The following is a 14,348-nucleotide window of genomic DNA, read 5'->3' as shown; positions in this document are numbered from 1 at the left end:
TTGGCTTTATGCGAACCGAACTTCGCGCTCGTCAACGTTTATTCTTCGGCGCGTCGCGCGGGCTGGTGCGGAACGCGCGCGGCGATTGGCCAAGCCGCTGCGCAAAGAAGCGCGAGAAATATGCGGGATCGTTGAAGCCCAGCGCGTAGCCAACCTCGGCCACCGTCATATTGGTGTAGAGCAGCAGGCGTTTTGCTTCGAGCAGCGCGCGTTCCTGCGCCAGCTGCATTGGCGCCTGTCCAGTCAGCTGATTGCACGCGGCGCGCAGCCGCGACTCCGTCACGCCCAACGCGTCGATATAATCCTGCAACGGCGGATTCCGCCGGAATCGTTCTTCGATTGCGGCGCGAAAGCGCGCGACGAGTTCGGCCTGCGGCCCGCGATCGACGCGCGCATCCGCGTCGGCACGCTGTGATTGTCGCAGCAGCGTCACCAGCAAATGCAGCAGACTGGCTTCAATCGCCGCTGCGTGACCGGTCTCGTGCCACACCAATTCGCGCGCCACGCGCGCAAGATTGTCAGCAACGTCGCGCTGTGCCGCATCGTCGGCCAAGCTCAGCACGCCGGGCGCAGCGAACACACCCGCGAATCCTGCTTCGCGCTGCGCCAATTCCTGCAGATAGGAATCCGACACGGTCAGCACCTGCCCCGTCGTCTCTTGCAGATAGGCGAAGCCGTGCACCGTGCCGGCTGGAACCAGCAGCAGGCAGGGTGCCGCGAACCGGTGCGTACCGGAATCGGCCCGCATCTCGCCGCCGCCGCTGTCGATATAAAAGACGTGGTGCAGATTGGCGTGCGAATGGGCCCGAATATTCCAATTTGCGGGCCGGCTGCGATCGTCCAGCGGCTCGACATGGAGAAACCGGTCATCGACCCGGCGCGGCGGCTCGCCATACAGGAAAAACGTGGGGATTAAAGGCGTTTGTAGCTGCGCGCGCATCGCACGACCTCGTCAAAAAGCGCCGGGCCAGGCCCGATTGCCGTGCCCGGACCTTAGCAGAAAAATCCAAGTTTCTAGCTCTCGAGTCCATCGATCGATGGCCGTGGCCGCGCAACAGTCGCGTCCAAGTCCAGACGGCAATGACCGTCGCAAAGGACGAACGGGGAGCCATGCGAACCAGCGTCGCCATCATCGGGGCCGGACCGGCCGGTCTGATCTTGTCGCGTCTTCTGACCCGCGCGGGCATCGACAATGTCGTGCTCGAACGGCGCAGCCGCGCCTATGTCGAAAGCCGCATTCGCGCCGGCGTGCTGGAACCCGGCACGGTGCGCTTGCTCGACGAGCTTGGCGCGGCGACGCGCCTGCATCGCGAAGGCTTGCCGCATGAAGGATTCACCGTCGCCTTCGATGGCCGCCAACAACGGTTCGATCTGCAAGCGCTGACCAACGACCGCGTCACCGTGTACGGACAGACCGAACTGACGCGCGACCTGATCGAACTTGCGGTCGCCAAGGGCGAAGCGTTGGTCTTCGAAGCCGACGACGTTGCGCTGCATGGCATCGACAGCGATGCGCCCTACGTCACCTACCGCAAAGACGGCGAAGCCAAGCGGATCGATTGCGATTTCATTGCCGGCTGCGACGGTTCGCACGGCGTCAGCGTCAACTCGATTCCGTCATCGCTGCTGCAGCGCTACGAACGTATATACCCGTTCGGCTGGCTCGGCGTGCTGGCCGACGTGCCGCCTTGCGCGCACGAGCTGATTTACTGCAACCACGCCAACGGCTTTGCGCTCGCCAGCATGCGATCGCCGACGCGCAGCCGCTATTACATCCAGTGCGCCGCTACGGAAAAACTCGAAGACTGGTCCGACGAACGATTCTGGGACGAGTTGGAAGTGCGACTTGGGCCGGACGCAGCAGCCACGGTCACGCGCGGTCCGTCGATCGAGAAATCGGTCGCGCCGCTACGCAGCCTGGTGATCGAACCGATGCAGCATGGACGGCTGTTTCTGGCCGGCGACGCGGCGCATATCGTGCCGCCGACCGGCGCCAAAGGCCTCAATCTCGCTGTGACCGACGTGATCTATCTCGCCGAGGCGTTGAACGGCTTCTATCGCAACCGCAACGACGCGGCGCTGGCCGGCTATTCCCAGCGCGCGCTGGCGCGAATCTGGAAAGCGGAACGGTTCTCGTGGTGGTTCACCGGCCTCACCCATCGTTTTCCGGACGCCGACCCGTTTCAGCGTCGCCTGCAATTGGCCGAATTGGACTATCTTTGCAGCTCGCGCGCTGCCGCGACGACGCTGGCCGAAAACTACATCGGCTTGCCACTTTGAAGAGGATGCGCACATGACCGACGTGCTCGCCTACCGCGCCGATGACGGCAACACGCACGCGAACTCGCTGTCGCCAGCCTATGGCTCGACCGTGCGGCGTTCGCCGTCGCAGCCGCTGGTCGCGATCCCGCACACGCTGACCGAAGTGACGGGACCATCGAGTCAGGTGCTGCGCGCCAGCCTCGACGATCTCACCAAGATCGGAACCGGCGAAGCGCTCGGCGAACGCATCATCGTCACTGGCCGCGTGCTCGACGAAGATGGGCGTCCAGTACCAAACAGCGTCGTCGAAGTCTGGCAGGCCAATGCGGCCGGCCGCTACATTCACGAACGCGATCAACATCCAGCACCACTCGATCCGAATTTCCGTGGCGAAGGTCGTGTCGTGACCGACGCGGACGGGCGCTACCGCTTCCTCACGATCAAGCCCGGCGCCTATCCGTGGAAGAACCACCACAATGCGTGGCGCCCGGCGCATATCCATTTCTCGTTGTTCGGCCCAGCGTTCGCAACGCGGCTGGTGACGCAGATGTATTTCCCCGGCGATCCGCTGATCGCAATCGACCCGATCGCCTGCGCCGTGCCCGCAGCAGCGCGCGACAGGATGGTGTCGCGCTTCGATCTCGACGTGACCGAACCCGAATTCGCCCTCGGCTATGTCTTCGACATCGTGCTGCGCGGCCGCAACGCGACGCCGATGGAGGACAAGCATGACCATTAAATACGGCGCGACGCCGTCGCAGACGGTCGGCCCGTTCTTTCACTACGCGCTGCCCTACGCGAACGGCGAAACGCTGGCGGATGCGCAGACGCAAGGGACGCGGATCGAAATCACCGGTCGCGTGCTCGATGCCGACGGCGAACCGGTGCCCGATGCAATGATCGAGATCTGGCAGGCCAACCATGCCGGCCGCTACGCGCATGCCGAGGATTCGCGCAGCGAGTTTGCGCTCGATCCACATTTTACCGGATTCGGTCGCACCGCGACCGATGCGACCGGCACGTTCCGCTTTACCACCGTCCGTCCCGGCCGCGTGCCGGGCCCCGGCAATAGTCTGCAAGCACCGCATATTGCGATCGGCCTTTTTGGGCGCGGCTTGCTCAACCGGCTTGTCACGCGGCTCTACTTTGCCGACGCAGCCGAGAATGCCGACGATCCGATCCTGGCCCTGGTGCCCGAACGACGGCGCAGCACCTTGCTTGCCCAACGTCTGCCGGGGGAGGCTGCAACCTATCGCCTCGATCTTCGTCTGGGCGGCAACGACGAAACGGTCTTCTTCGCCCTGTGACTCTGTTCGATCCTCTTTTCCACGATGCCGTGATCGACGCGATCTTCGACGATTTCGCGCGCGTGCAGGCGATGCTCGACTTCGAAGCGGCGCTGGCGCGCGCCGAAGCGAGCGTCGGCGTTATTCCCGCCGGCGCCGTCGGCGCGATTGAAACGGCGTGCCGCGTCGATCGCTACGATCTTGCCGCGCTGGCCGAAGCGACCGCGCTGGCGGGTAATCCCGCAATCCCGCTGATCAAGCGCCTGACCGAGAACGTGGCCGATCGCAACGCGGCGCGCTGGGTCCATTATGGTTCGACCAGCCAGGACGTGATCGATACCGGCCTGGTGCTGCAGATGCGCGCCGCGCGCGCCGTGTTGCTGACCGGCTTTGCCGGCCTCGAAGCCGCGCTGGCGAAATTGGCGCAGGAACATCGCGACACGCTGCTGCCCGCGCGCACCTTGTTGCAGCAAGCGCTGCCGACGACGTTCGGGCTGAAAGCGGCCGGCTGGCTGACCAGCATCCGCACCGTGCGTGCACGGCTCGACAGCGCGCTGGGACAGGCGTTGCAACTGCAATTCGGCGGCGCGGCCGGCACGTTGGCGTCGCTCAACGATCGAGGCCTTGTCGTCGCCGAAGCTTTGGCGCGCGAACTTGATCTCGCCTTGCCTGTGCTGCCATGGCACGCACGACGCGAGCAGCTGGTCGATGTCGGCCTGGCGTTGGCCTTGGCGATCGGCGCGTTGGGGAAAGTCGCACGCGACGTCGTGCTGTTGATGCAAACCGAAGTCGGCGAAGCATTCGAACCCGCAGCGCCTGGCCGCGGCGGTTCGTCGGCGATGCCGCACAAGCGCAACCCGGTTGCCGCAACCGCGACTTTGGCGGCCGCGCTGCGCGCACCTGGTCTCGCTGCGACCTTGCTCAGCGCGATGCCGCAGGAACAGGAACGCGGCGTCGGTGGCTGGCATGCCGAGTGGGAAGTGCTGCCGGAATTGTTCCGGCTTGCCGGCGGCGCACTGCGCCAGATGCGCGAGACCTGCGCCGGACTCGAAATCGATCGCGCACGCATGGACGAGAATCTCAGCCGCACGCATGGGCTGTTGTTCGCCGAAGCGGTGACCTTGGCGCTGGCACCATCGCTGGGCCGTAGCGAAGCGCACGCGCTGGTCGAAGAAGCCAGCCGCAAATCCGTCGCGACGGCGACGCCGCTGCTGACGCTGCTGCAACAGGATGCGCGCGTCACCGGCGCGATTTCGCCGGCCGCACTGGCGTCGCTGTTCGATCCGCGCACGCAGCTTGGATCGTCCGCACACTTCATCGACCGGGCTTTGCGATGAACATCACCACCGACGACGGTTTGCAGCTGCACGTGCAAGTCGAGGGCGACGGCCCGGCCTTGCTCTTTTCCAATTCCCTCGGCACGGCGCTGGCGATGTGGGATGCGCAACTCGCCGCGCTGACCGGGCGCTACCGCATCATTCGCTACGACAGTCGCGGGCACGGGCGGTCGGGCGTTCCGACGGCGCCGTATCAAATCGAGCGTCTCGGTCGCGATGCGCTGGCCGTACTCGATGCGGTCGGCGTCGAACGCGCGTCCTTCTGCGGCCTGTCGATGGGCGGCATGGTCGGACAGTGGCTGGGCGCAAACGCACCGACGCGAATCCAAAAACTCGTCATCGCCAATACCGCGGCCGAGCTTGGCCCGCCGGCGAATTGGGACGCACGCATCGATGCGGTGCGCGCGGGCGGCATGATCGCGATTACCGAAACCGTCCTCGAACGCTGGTTCACCGCTGGCTTCCGCACCGCGCAGCCCGACGCGGTCGCCAAGGTGCGATCGATGCTCCATGCGACTGATCCCACCGGCTATTGCGGCAGCTGCGCCGCCATTCGCGACATGAATCAGCGCGCCTTGTTGCCGACGATCACCGTGCCGACCTTGGTGATCGGTGGCGCCTTTGATCCCGCAACCCCGCCCGCACATGCCGAAGAGCTGGCGCAGAACATTCCCGGCGCACAGCTGGTGATGCTGGACGCGGCGCATCTGTCGAACATCGAGCGTACCGCCGACTTCAACGCGGCGCTGACCCGATTCCTGGAGGCGTGAGATGGACGAACGCGAACGTCATGCGCTGGGGATGCAGAACCGGCGCGCTGTGCTGGGCGACGCGCATGTCGACCGCGCCATTGCGGGCACGACCGCGCTTAACAGCGAATTTCAGGATCTGATCACACGCTATGCCTGGGGCGAGATCTGGTCGCGTCCGGAAATCGACCACGAAACGCGGCGCCTATTGACCATGTCGATGCTGATCGCGCTCAACCGCGAGCATGAATTCGTCATGCATGTTCGCGCGGCGTTGCAGCACGGCGTCAGCGTCGCGCGCATCAAAGAAGTGATCCTGCAAAGCGCGATCTATTGCGGCGTCCCCGCCGCCAACAGCGCGTTTCAAGCGACCGCCGCGATCGTCACCGAACTCGGCCTGGACTAAGCGATGTCGGTCATTCTCGCGGTCGGAGATATCGCACCGGACCGCGACGTCCCGGATGAATGTTTCGCTGCAACGCGCGACACGCTGCAGCAGGCCGACCTGGTCTTTGGTCAACTCGAAACCAGTTTCGCCGTACGCGGTACACGCCTGCCGCAGGCGCGGCACGCTGTGCTCACCGCGCCCGAAGGCGCCGCGGCGCTGGGACGTGCCGGCTTCGACGTCATCTCGTTCGCGGGCAATCACTGTCTCGATTGGGGCAACGACGCCTTCTTCGAAACGATCGAACATCTCGAACGCGCCGACATTGCCGTCGTCGGCGTCGGGCGCGACATCGAAGCGGCGCGCCGGCCGATCCTGTCGACCTTGCCGTGCGGCACGCGCGTCGCGACCTTGGCCTATAGTTCAATCTTACCGATGAGCTATTGGGCCGATGCGCGGCGGCCGGGTTGCGCACCGCTACGCGCCCATACGATTTACGAACAGATCGAACACGACCAGCCCGGCACGCCGCCGCGCATCCATTCCTATCCGCATCGCGATGATCTCGCGGCAATGGAAGACGATATTCGCGCCGCCAAGCAGCAGGCCGACATCGTGCTCGTGTCGCACCATTGGGGCATTCATTTCGTACGCGCGGCAATCGCCGACTACCAGCGCGACGTCGCCCGCGCTGCGATCGCCGCCGGCGCCGACGCGATCCTGGGTCACCATGCGCATATTCTGAAAGGCGTCGAACTGATCGACGGCAAGCCCGTCTTCTACAGCCTGTGCAACTTCGCCTGTGACCTGCGCATGGATCCGGTGCACGCCGCGAGCAAGAGCTTCAAAGAGATTCAGACGCTGGCCGAAGACTGGGTGCCCGACTTCGACAGTCTCTATAATTTTCCGTCCGCGTCGCGCATGTCGATGATCGCGCGGCTGGAGATTGCCGACGGAAAGATCGCGCAAGCTGGGTTTCTGCCTTTGTGGATCGATCGCGATGCGGTGCCGCGCATTCTGGCGCCGGACGACGCACGGTTCGCGCAGGTGGTCGACTATATGCGCGCGGTGACCGACGAGGCCGGCCTCAACGCCACCTATCGCGTTGCCGGCGAGCATGTCGCGATCGGATCTGCATCGTGATCGGTCGCGTTCCGCTCGAAGCGATCGTGCTGCTCTATTTTCTCAGCTACCTGCCGAACATCATCGTCACGCGGCTGGTCACGTCGATCCCGCATGCCGGGTTGGGCCGCGCGCTGACCGGACTCGAGACCTTGCCCGCGTCGCTGATCCTCAATCTCGTTCTGACCTACGGGTTCATCTTTCTGTCGGGCTGGCATCGCGACGCGCATGGCGTACAGATCGCGGGCAAGCGCATTCCGGTGCCGACGAAATACACCTTCCTGTCGGGCATCGGCACGGCGCTGGTGCTGTTCACCGTGCCTCTGTCCTTCACCTTCCAGGGCGTCAGCATTCCATTCATTCAGCTGTTGATGCGCGGCGACATTCTGATCATCGCGCCACTGGTCGATCTGATCTTCGGCCGCCGCGTGCGCTGGTGGAGCTGGACCGCGCTGGTGTTGGTCGCAATCGCGCTGGCCTTTGTCGTGCAGCAGCGCGGCGGCTTCGACCTGCCACCGCTCGCGATCGCAACCGTCGTCTTGTACACGGTCGGATATTTCCTGCGCCTCGCAGTGATGACGCGCGTTGCCAAGAACAACGACCCAGCCGCGGTGCGCCGCTATTTCGTCGAAGAAAAGATGATCGCGCTGCCGCTGTCGATCGCAGCGCTTGCTGCTTTGTCGGCCTCCGGACTGGGATCGCAAGCGGGCGAGCTGGGTTGGGGATTTATCGCCGTCTGGACCGATCCGGTGATCTGGCCGTTGGCGGGAATCGCAACCTCGCTGACTATCATTTCGATCTTCGCCGCAATCATCCTGCTCGACGCGCGCGAGAATAGTTACTGCGTGCCGCTGGAACGCGCCTCCAGCCTGTTGGCCGGAATCGTCGCGTCGTTTCTGCTGGCCTGGTTCTGGGGACTGCGCGCACCGACCGGCGCGGAAACGATCGGCGCAACGATTCTGATTGGCGCGATCGTACTTCTGTCGGTCGCGCCGCGACTAGCGCAGAGGCGCGGGCAAAGCCCGCGCGCGCCAACATGAAGCTAAGCGCTCTCTCTAGCAATCAGACGAAAACCGACGTCGATATGACGATCGGGAATCTCTTTGCCGGCGGCGCGGCGGCGTAACACGTCGACCGCTTCGCGCCCGATCCGCGCGCCGTCGATATCCACGGTCGTCAAGGTCGGGCGCATTTCGGCAGCCAGCGCCAGATTGCCGAAACCGACCACCGCAAGTTCGTCGGGCACGCGCACGCCCGCCGCCATCGCTTCGACCAAGACGCCCTGCGCCAACCAGTCAGAGCTGCAGACGATCACGTCGGGACGCGTTGGCAATTCGCGAATGGCGCGAAAGGCGGCGCGGCCATGGCCGAACCGCGTCTGGCTTTCGAACGTCATCTCTGTCGGTGTTTCGCCGCCGGCTGTCGTCCAGTCATCGACGAAGCCCTGGCGTCGCTCCATCGCGCGCGTGCCCGTCGCAGTTAGCAAATGTGGCCGGCGATAGCCGCGGCCGCGCAGAAAGCGCGCAATATCTTGGCCAACCGCGCGGTGCGAAAAGCCGACCGCGACGTCGATCGGATCGTCCGGCAGGCCCCAGGTTTCGATCACCGTGACGTTGCGGCTGCGCATCAAGTCGCGCAGCGCCGGATCATTGACCAGGCCGGTGACGATGATCGCATCGGCGCGGCGTGCCAGCGCCGCCGAAATCAGATCGGGCATGCGCGCATTGTCGATGCCGGTCAGGCCCAACATCACGATGTGCCCGTCGACCGACAATTCGTTGACCATCGCTTCGACGGTCGCGTTGAAGATCGATTGCGCGATGTCGGGCACCAACGCTGCGACAAGCCGACTGCGGCTCGACGCCAATCCGCCCGCAAGCAGGTTCGGCACATAGCCGGTCGCCTCGACCGCTTCGCGAATCCGCTCGGCCGTCGCAGCGGCGACCATCTTGGGATTGTTGAAGAAGCGCGACACGGTCGCGGCCGAGACGCCGGCACGGTCGGCGACCTCGTCGAGACGGGGAATCTTCCGGTCATCACTCATGGATGGCGCCATCTAGGCCGAGCAAACCCCCGGCCGAAAGCCATTGCAAGCGCTTGCAATGATCTGTAAGCGACTTGGATGCAGGATTTCGACCCGCTTCAGCCCGAAACCTTCGACAGCGCGAACGCGGAATATCGCGAGCTGCGGTCGCGCTGCCCGGTCGCGCATAGCGACGCGTGGGGCGGATTCTGGGCGTTGATGAAACATGCCGACGTCGCCGCGGCCGCGTCTGACAGCGCGACCTTCATCACCTCGAAGCAGAATGTCGTGCCAGCGGTTGCCTTCACCGGACGGCGTCCGCCGCTGCATCTCGATCCGCCCGAACACACGCCCTATCGCCGCGCCTTGGCACCGTTGCTGACCGAGCGACGCGTCGCAAAGTTCGAACCCGTCATTCGCGAGATTTGCGTCGAGCTGCTCGATGCGATGGCGGCCAAAGGCGGCGGCGACATTTGCGAAGAATTTTCCGCCCGCATGCCAATCCGCGTCTTCGCGCATTGGATGAACCTGCCGCCCGATCAGGTCGCATCGCTGGCCGAGGTCGGGCGTCGCTACAACATCGCAGTCCAGTCGAACGACACCGAGGCGACCAAAGAAACCAGCCTGCTGCTCTACGACATGGCGCGCGCGCTGGTGGCCGAACGCAAGGCGGCACCGCTGGATCCGACCGAAGACGCAACCAGCGCGCTGCTCGCAACGCGCGTCGATGGCGCACCGCTGCCGGACGAAATGATCGTCGGAACCATCCGGCAAGTACTGGTGGTCGGCATCATCGCGCCGACCGTGTTGATTGGATCGATTTCGGTGCATCTCTCGCGCGACCAGGCGCTGCAGGCGAAGCTGCGCGCCGACCCGTCGCTGGTGCCGGCCGCGATCGACGAGTTCCTGCGGCTCTACACGCCCTATCGCGGCTTCGCGCGCACCGCGACGCGCGACGTCACGTTGCACGGCCGTACAATTCCCGCCGGCGAGCCGATCGCGCTCGTCTATGCCTCGGCCAATCGCGACGAGGACGTGTTCGAAGATCCCGAAAGCTTCAAGCTCGATCGTCCCAACATGAAGGACTCGCTGCATTTCGGCCGCGGCACCCATATGTGCGTCGGCGCAGCGCTGGCCCGGTTGGAGCTGGTGGTTGCGCTGGAACAGATGCTGGCGCGCCTGCCGACCTTTGAACTGGCCGGCGAGATCGTGCCGACGCGCATGCCGGAAATCGGCGCGCTGCGCGTGCCGCTACGCTTCGCGTAACAGCAACGTGTCACCGTCGCGCGTGATGCGCGTCGCCAGCCCTTCTGCATCTGTCACCTCGACCAGATACGAAAACACCCGCGCAAAATGCGGATCGCCGGCGCGCAACGGGCGTGGCGCGCTGTCATCTTCGATCCAGGCCGGTAGCAGGCGCGTTTCGACCACCGCGCCGTCGCGTACGGTCAGCTTGGCGATGCCGGTGATGCGCGTCTCTTCGGGCAGCATGTAGGTCGCATCCATCGACCAGGATGGATTCAAACTGACGAGATGGCGGAACGAGTCGGTCTTGATGATCGCCGGATCCCAGACATGCGGCTGTTCGATCGCGAAATTGCCGAGGCTGTAGAAGATCGGCTTGCCGCGATGAAAGCCGATGCCTTTCATCAGATGCGGATGATGGCCGAAGATCACGTCGGCCCCGGCGTCGATCGCGGCCTTCGCCACTTCGATCTGATATTCGGCCAAGCTGCCGCGCACCATGTGGATGCCCCAATGCAGCGACAGCACGACGAGTCCGTTGTCGCGCTTGGCCTGCCGGATCGCAGCGAGCAATGCCGCAAGATCGGTGCGGTCGGCGTGGCTGCGGATGCGCGCCGGCGTGCCCGGCTGATCATGTTCGATTTGTTCGTAGAATGTATGGGCGCGCAGCGGTGCGCAGCCGGGCTTGTCGCTGCGCGCGGCATAGCCTTCGGGCAGAATCGAACTGGCGGCGATCATTGCGACGCGCACGTCGCCGATCTGCTGCACGACCGGACGCAGCGATGCAGCGAGGTTGGTCCCTGCCCCTGCGATCGCGACCTTGGCGCTTTCCATATGCGCAAGCGTGTCGGCGAAAGCGTCGAAGCCCCAGTCGAGACAGTGATTGCCCGCAAACGACATCATGGTGAAACCGGCATCGGCGAGTACCGGCGCCAGTGCCGACGTTGCGCGCATGGCGAGCTTGGCGTTCGGCACGATCGCACCGCGATCGGAGACGACGGTTTCCAATTGTCCGAAGGTGACTGCGCCTGCGCGCAGCGTGTCACGCACGGGCGCGAACATCGACGCCAGGTCGGATCGTTTGGCGCCGACATCGCCGACGCCGAGAATTTCGAACGTCACTTGGCTTCCGCGACGCGCTTGCCTTCGGTCAGGCGGATGGTCAGCACCAGCAACGCAGCCAGCAGCAGGATTCCCGCGATCAGGAAGGTCGGACCGACGAAGCTGCCGCTGACTTCGCGCACGAAGCCGACCAGATGCGGCATGACGAGTCCGCCCGAGCTGCCCGCAATGTTGATCGCGACTGCACCGACCGCAAAAGTCGCAGGCGTGAACATCGCGGTCGGCAGCGCCCAAAACGCGCCTTGCGCAGCGCCGAGTCCGAGACCGGCAATGAACAGCGCTGCCAGGCCCAACACGCCGGCGCCCGCTGCCGACGCGGTGAGGATCGCAACCGCCGTCACCAGCGCCGGCAGTGCCACGTGCCAGAACCGTTCGCCGGTGCGATCGGAATGGGTCGCGTTGAAATACATGCCCAGCGCGACGCCGGCCCAGGGCAGGGCGTTGACGAAGCCGATCTGCAACGTCGTCAGATCGCTCATCTGTTTCACCATCTGCGGCAGCCAGAACATGATTCCGTAGGCGCCCGACAAGAGACAGAACCACAACAAGGCCGATGCCCACACGACCGGTTGGCGCAGCACGCTCCAATCGTTGCGCTTCGCAGTTTCAGCGCGGTTGGCGGCGTTGCGCGACAGCCAAAGCTTTTCGTCGTCAGCAAGCCAGCGCGCGTCATTGGGCCGGTCGGGAAAATAGAAATAGGCGATCACGCCGAACAAAATCGTCGGCAGCGCTTCGCCGAGAAACATCCAGCGCCAGCCGGGAAAGCCGAACGGCGTCATCGACATCAGCCAGCCCGACAAAGGTCCGCCGATCACGATCGACAGCGGAATTGCCAGCATCGGCATGGCAAAGGTGGTGGCGCGTTCGCGCTCGGTCGCAAACTGGCTGAGATACAGAACGATGCCCGGCGCCAGGCCGCCTTCGGCAAATCCAAGCACGACGCGCAGCACGTAGAATTCCCAGTGGCTGTCGATCAGCGACATGCCGCCGGCGCAGCATCCCCACAAGATTGCGCAACCGGCGATCCAGCGGCGCATGCCGATCCGCTGTAGCAACAGCACGCTCGGATATTGGCCGGCGAGAAACCCTAAAAACAGAATGCCGGCGCCGAACCCGTATTGGCTGGGCGAGAATCCCAACGCGCTGTTCATCTGCAACGCGGCGAAGCTGACATTCACCCGATCGAGCGAGCTCAACAACATGCAGAAGACGAGCGGCACGATCAGACGGAGGCGGATCTTGCCCGCCATCAACTTGGGATTCATCCGACTGGCTCCACGCAAAGCTCGACAGCCCGGCCACGGATGCGGCACGAAGGGCTACGAAAGCGCTTACATTGAACTGGGGCCGCCGTGAAGAGTGAAGCAGCAAGTGGGCTGAGCGCGGCGATTGCGGCGCATGTCGTCCAGACACCGGCCGCATCGCTGTCGGCCGACACGCTGCATGCGGCCAAGCGCGCTTTGCTCGACGGGCTTGGCGTGATGCTGGCCGCGAGCGGCACCAGCGCTGAGATCGCGCCCTTCATCGCGCAGGCGAAAGCGGCCGGCGACGGACCCTGCGCCGTGTTGGGACATGACATGCGCACCTCGCCAATCTTTGCTGCGCTGGCGAACGGGTCGATGGCGCATGCGCTCGACTATGAAGACGCGTTCGACGCAGCGCCCTGTCATCCCAACGCGTCGCTGTTGTCGGCGGTGTTTGCGATCGCGCAAGCCGATGCGCTGACGTCGGGCGAAGAGCTGCTGGCCGCGATCGCGATCGGCTGCGATCTCGTCTGCCGGATCGGGTTGGCGCTGCGCCGGCCGATGGAAGATGGCGGCTGGTATCCGCCGCCAATTCTTGGCGCCTTTGGCGCAGCTGCTGCAGCGGGACGTCTGCATCGGCTGAATCAGCGGCAGATGCTCGACAGTTTCTCGCTGATGCTGACGCAGACATGCCCGGGCGAAATCAAATACAGCCGCGACACGGTTTTGCGGGCGGTGCGCGAAGCCTTTCCCGCCCAGGCGGCGGTGCAATCGACCTTGCTTGCAGCGGCAGGAATCCGGGGCTTTGACGCGCCGTTCGAGGGCAAGGCCGGCTTCTTCCGTCTCTATGCCGACGCGCACTACGATCCCGCCGCGCTGCTCGATCAGTTGGGCGAGCGCTACTGGATCGAGCGGTTGAGTTTCAAACCTTGGCCCGCCTGCCGCGGCACGCACGCCTATATCGAAGCGGCGCAATCGATGCGCCCGATCGATCCCGACTCGATCGTCGAGATCATCGCCACCGGCGGCGAGGTGCAGCGCATGCTGGTTGAACCGCTGGCGCGCAAACAGGCACCGACGGTCGCGATCGACGCCAAATTCTCGATCCCCTTCACCGTCGCAGCCGCGTTCCTCGATGCCGACGTCACGCTCGACAGTTTCGACGCGGCAAGCCTGGCCGATCCGCGCAAACGCGCGCTGGCATCGCGCGTGCGGTTCGAACAACGGCCCGACACCGGACGCGACAGCGCACAATCGGGCGTGTTGACCGTGCGCTGTGCCGACGGGACCGAGCGGACAACGTCGATCGACATTGCCGCCGGCCACCCCGACCGGCCGCTCAGCGACACGGCGTTGCGGGTCAAATTCGCCGATTGCGCGGCGCGTGCGCTGCACCCGATCGCACCGGTTGCCGCAGAGGCTCTGGCGGACGCGGTCTTTTCGCTCGAAAAGCCTGATTCCATGCGGCTTCTGATGGCGTCGCTGAGATAGTTATATGACATAATGAAACCGCTTGCAGGAACGCAGCGGAGTGGTAGTTTCTCGCCAAAGGCCCAAAGCGACGAAGCGCGCT

General features: G+C 64.6%; 14 protein-coding genes. 10 read left to right on the top strand and 4 right to left on the bottom strand.

Going from position 1 to position 14,348, the window contains the following annotated elements:
* Positions 1-31: 31 nt before the first annotated feature.
* Complete coding sequence (locus tag TMPK1_RS19490; RefSeq protein WP_420245184.1) at positions 32-940, bottom strand: helix-turn-helix domain-containing protein; 909 nt, start codon at positions 938-940, stop codon at positions 32-34.
* Positions 941-1,110: 170 nt separating this feature from the next.
* On the opposite strand from TMPK1_RS19490, the gene pobA reads away from it, so the two are divergent.
* From pobA to TMPK1_RS19450, 8 genes are read left to right on the top strand one after another with little or no spacing between them, the layout of a single operon-like run.
* Entirely contained in the window at positions 1,111-2,280 is a 1,170-nt protein-coding gene (gene pobA / locus TMPK1_RS19485; RefSeq protein ID WP_420245183.1) for a 4-hydroxybenzoate 3-monooxygenase, read from the top strand.
* A gap of 13 nt (positions 2,281-2,293) precedes the next feature.
* Positions 2,294-3,001 (top strand): protocatechuate 3,4-dioxygenase subunit beta, encoded by a 708-nt coding sequence (gene pcaH / locus TMPK1_RS19480; protein ID WP_420245181.1) that lies wholly within the window; start codon positions 2,294-2,296, stop codon positions 2,999-3,001.
* Positions 2,991-3,569, top strand: a complete 579-nt coding sequence (gene pcaG / locus TMPK1_RS19475) for a protocatechuate 3,4-dioxygenase subunit alpha (protein WP_420245180.1) — start codon at positions 2,991-2,993, stop codon at positions 3,567-3,569. The genes pcaH and pcaG overlap by 11 nt, the downstream gene beginning before the upstream one ends.
* Complete coding sequence (locus TMPK1_RS19470; protein ID WP_420245179.1) at positions 3,566-4,885, top strand: 3-carboxy-cis,cis-muconate cycloisomerase; 1,320 nt, start codon at positions 3,566-3,568, stop codon at positions 4,883-4,885. The genes pcaG and TMPK1_RS19470 overlap by 4 nt, the downstream gene beginning before the upstream one ends.
* Positions 4,882-5,655, top strand: coding sequence for a 3-oxoadipate enol-lactonase (gene pcaD, locus TMPK1_RS19465; protein ID WP_420245178.1), 774 nt, complete (start codon positions 4,882-4,884; stop codon positions 5,653-5,655). The genes TMPK1_RS19470 and pcaD overlap by 4 nt, the downstream gene beginning before the upstream one ends.
* Position 5,656: 1 nt before the next feature.
* The gene (pcaC, locus tag TMPK1_RS19460; RefSeq protein ID WP_420245176.1) at positions 5,657-6,040 is read left to right on the top strand and encodes a 4-carboxymuconolactone decarboxylase; all 384 of its coding nucleotides are present in this window, start codon (positions 5,657-5,659) and stop codon (positions 6,038-6,040) included.
* 3 nt (positions 6,041-6,043) lie between these two features.
* Positions 6,044-7,162, top strand: a complete 1,119-nt coding sequence (locus TMPK1_RS19455; protein ID WP_420245175.1) for a CapA family protein — start codon at positions 6,044-6,046, stop codon at positions 7,160-7,162.
* The gene (locus TMPK1_RS19450; protein WP_420245174.1) at positions 7,159-8,181 is read left to right on the top strand and encodes a hypothetical protein; all 1,023 of its coding nucleotides are present in this window, start codon (positions 7,159-7,161) and stop codon (positions 8,179-8,181) included. Before TMPK1_RS19455 ends, TMPK1_RS19450 begins: the two co-directional genes overlap by 4 nt.
* A 2-nt stretch (positions 8,182-8,183) precedes the next feature.
* Here TMPK1_RS19450 and TMPK1_RS19445 read toward each other — a convergent pair whose 3' ends face one another.
* On the bottom strand, positions 8,184-9,185 hold the full coding sequence (locus TMPK1_RS19445; RefSeq protein ID WP_420245172.1) for a LacI family DNA-binding transcriptional regulator: 1,002 nt from the start codon (positions 9,183-9,185) through the stop codon (positions 8,184-8,186).
* Between the two features lie 78 nt (positions 9,186-9,263).
* Here TMPK1_RS19445 and TMPK1_RS19440 point away from each other — a divergent pair, with 78 nt between their 5' ends.
* Positions 9,264-10,430, top strand: coding sequence for a cytochrome P450 (locus TMPK1_RS19440; protein ID WP_420245170.1), 1,167 nt, complete (start codon positions 9,264-9,266; stop codon positions 10,428-10,430).
* Here TMPK1_RS19440 and TMPK1_RS19435 read toward each other — a convergent pair.
* Positions 10,416-11,531, bottom strand: a complete 1,116-nt coding sequence (locus tag TMPK1_RS19435) for a CapA family protein (RefSeq protein ID WP_420245169.1) — start codon at positions 11,529-11,531, stop codon at positions 10,416-10,418. The two genes, TMPK1_RS19440 and TMPK1_RS19435, sit on opposite strands and share 15 nt — an antisense overlap.
* Positions 11,528-12,796 carry an MFS transporter gene (locus tag TMPK1_RS19430; RefSeq protein WP_420245168.1) on the bottom strand — a complete coding sequence of 423 codons (1,269 nt, stop codon included), beginning with the start codon at positions 12,794-12,796 and terminating at the stop codon, positions 11,528-11,530. Before TMPK1_RS19430 ends, TMPK1_RS19435 begins: the two co-directional genes overlap by 4 nt.
* An 87-nt stretch (positions 12,797-12,883) precedes the next feature.
* Between TMPK1_RS19430 and TMPK1_RS19425 the strand changes: the two genes are divergently transcribed.
* A complete protein-coding gene (locus TMPK1_RS19425) occupies positions 12,884-14,266 on the top strand; it encodes an MmgE/PrpD family protein (RefSeq protein WP_420245166.1) in 1,383 nt (460 codons plus the stop codon).
* Positions 14,267-14,348 lie beyond the last annotated feature (82 nt).

Origin of the sequence: Roseiterribacter gracilis (assembly GCA_018332375.1) — a bacterium.
GTDB lineage: Bacteria > Pseudomonadota > Alphaproteobacteria > BOG-932 > Roseiterribacteraceae > Roseiterribacter > Roseiterribacter gracilis.
This window is presented reverse-complemented; position numbering and strand designations above follow the sequence as displayed.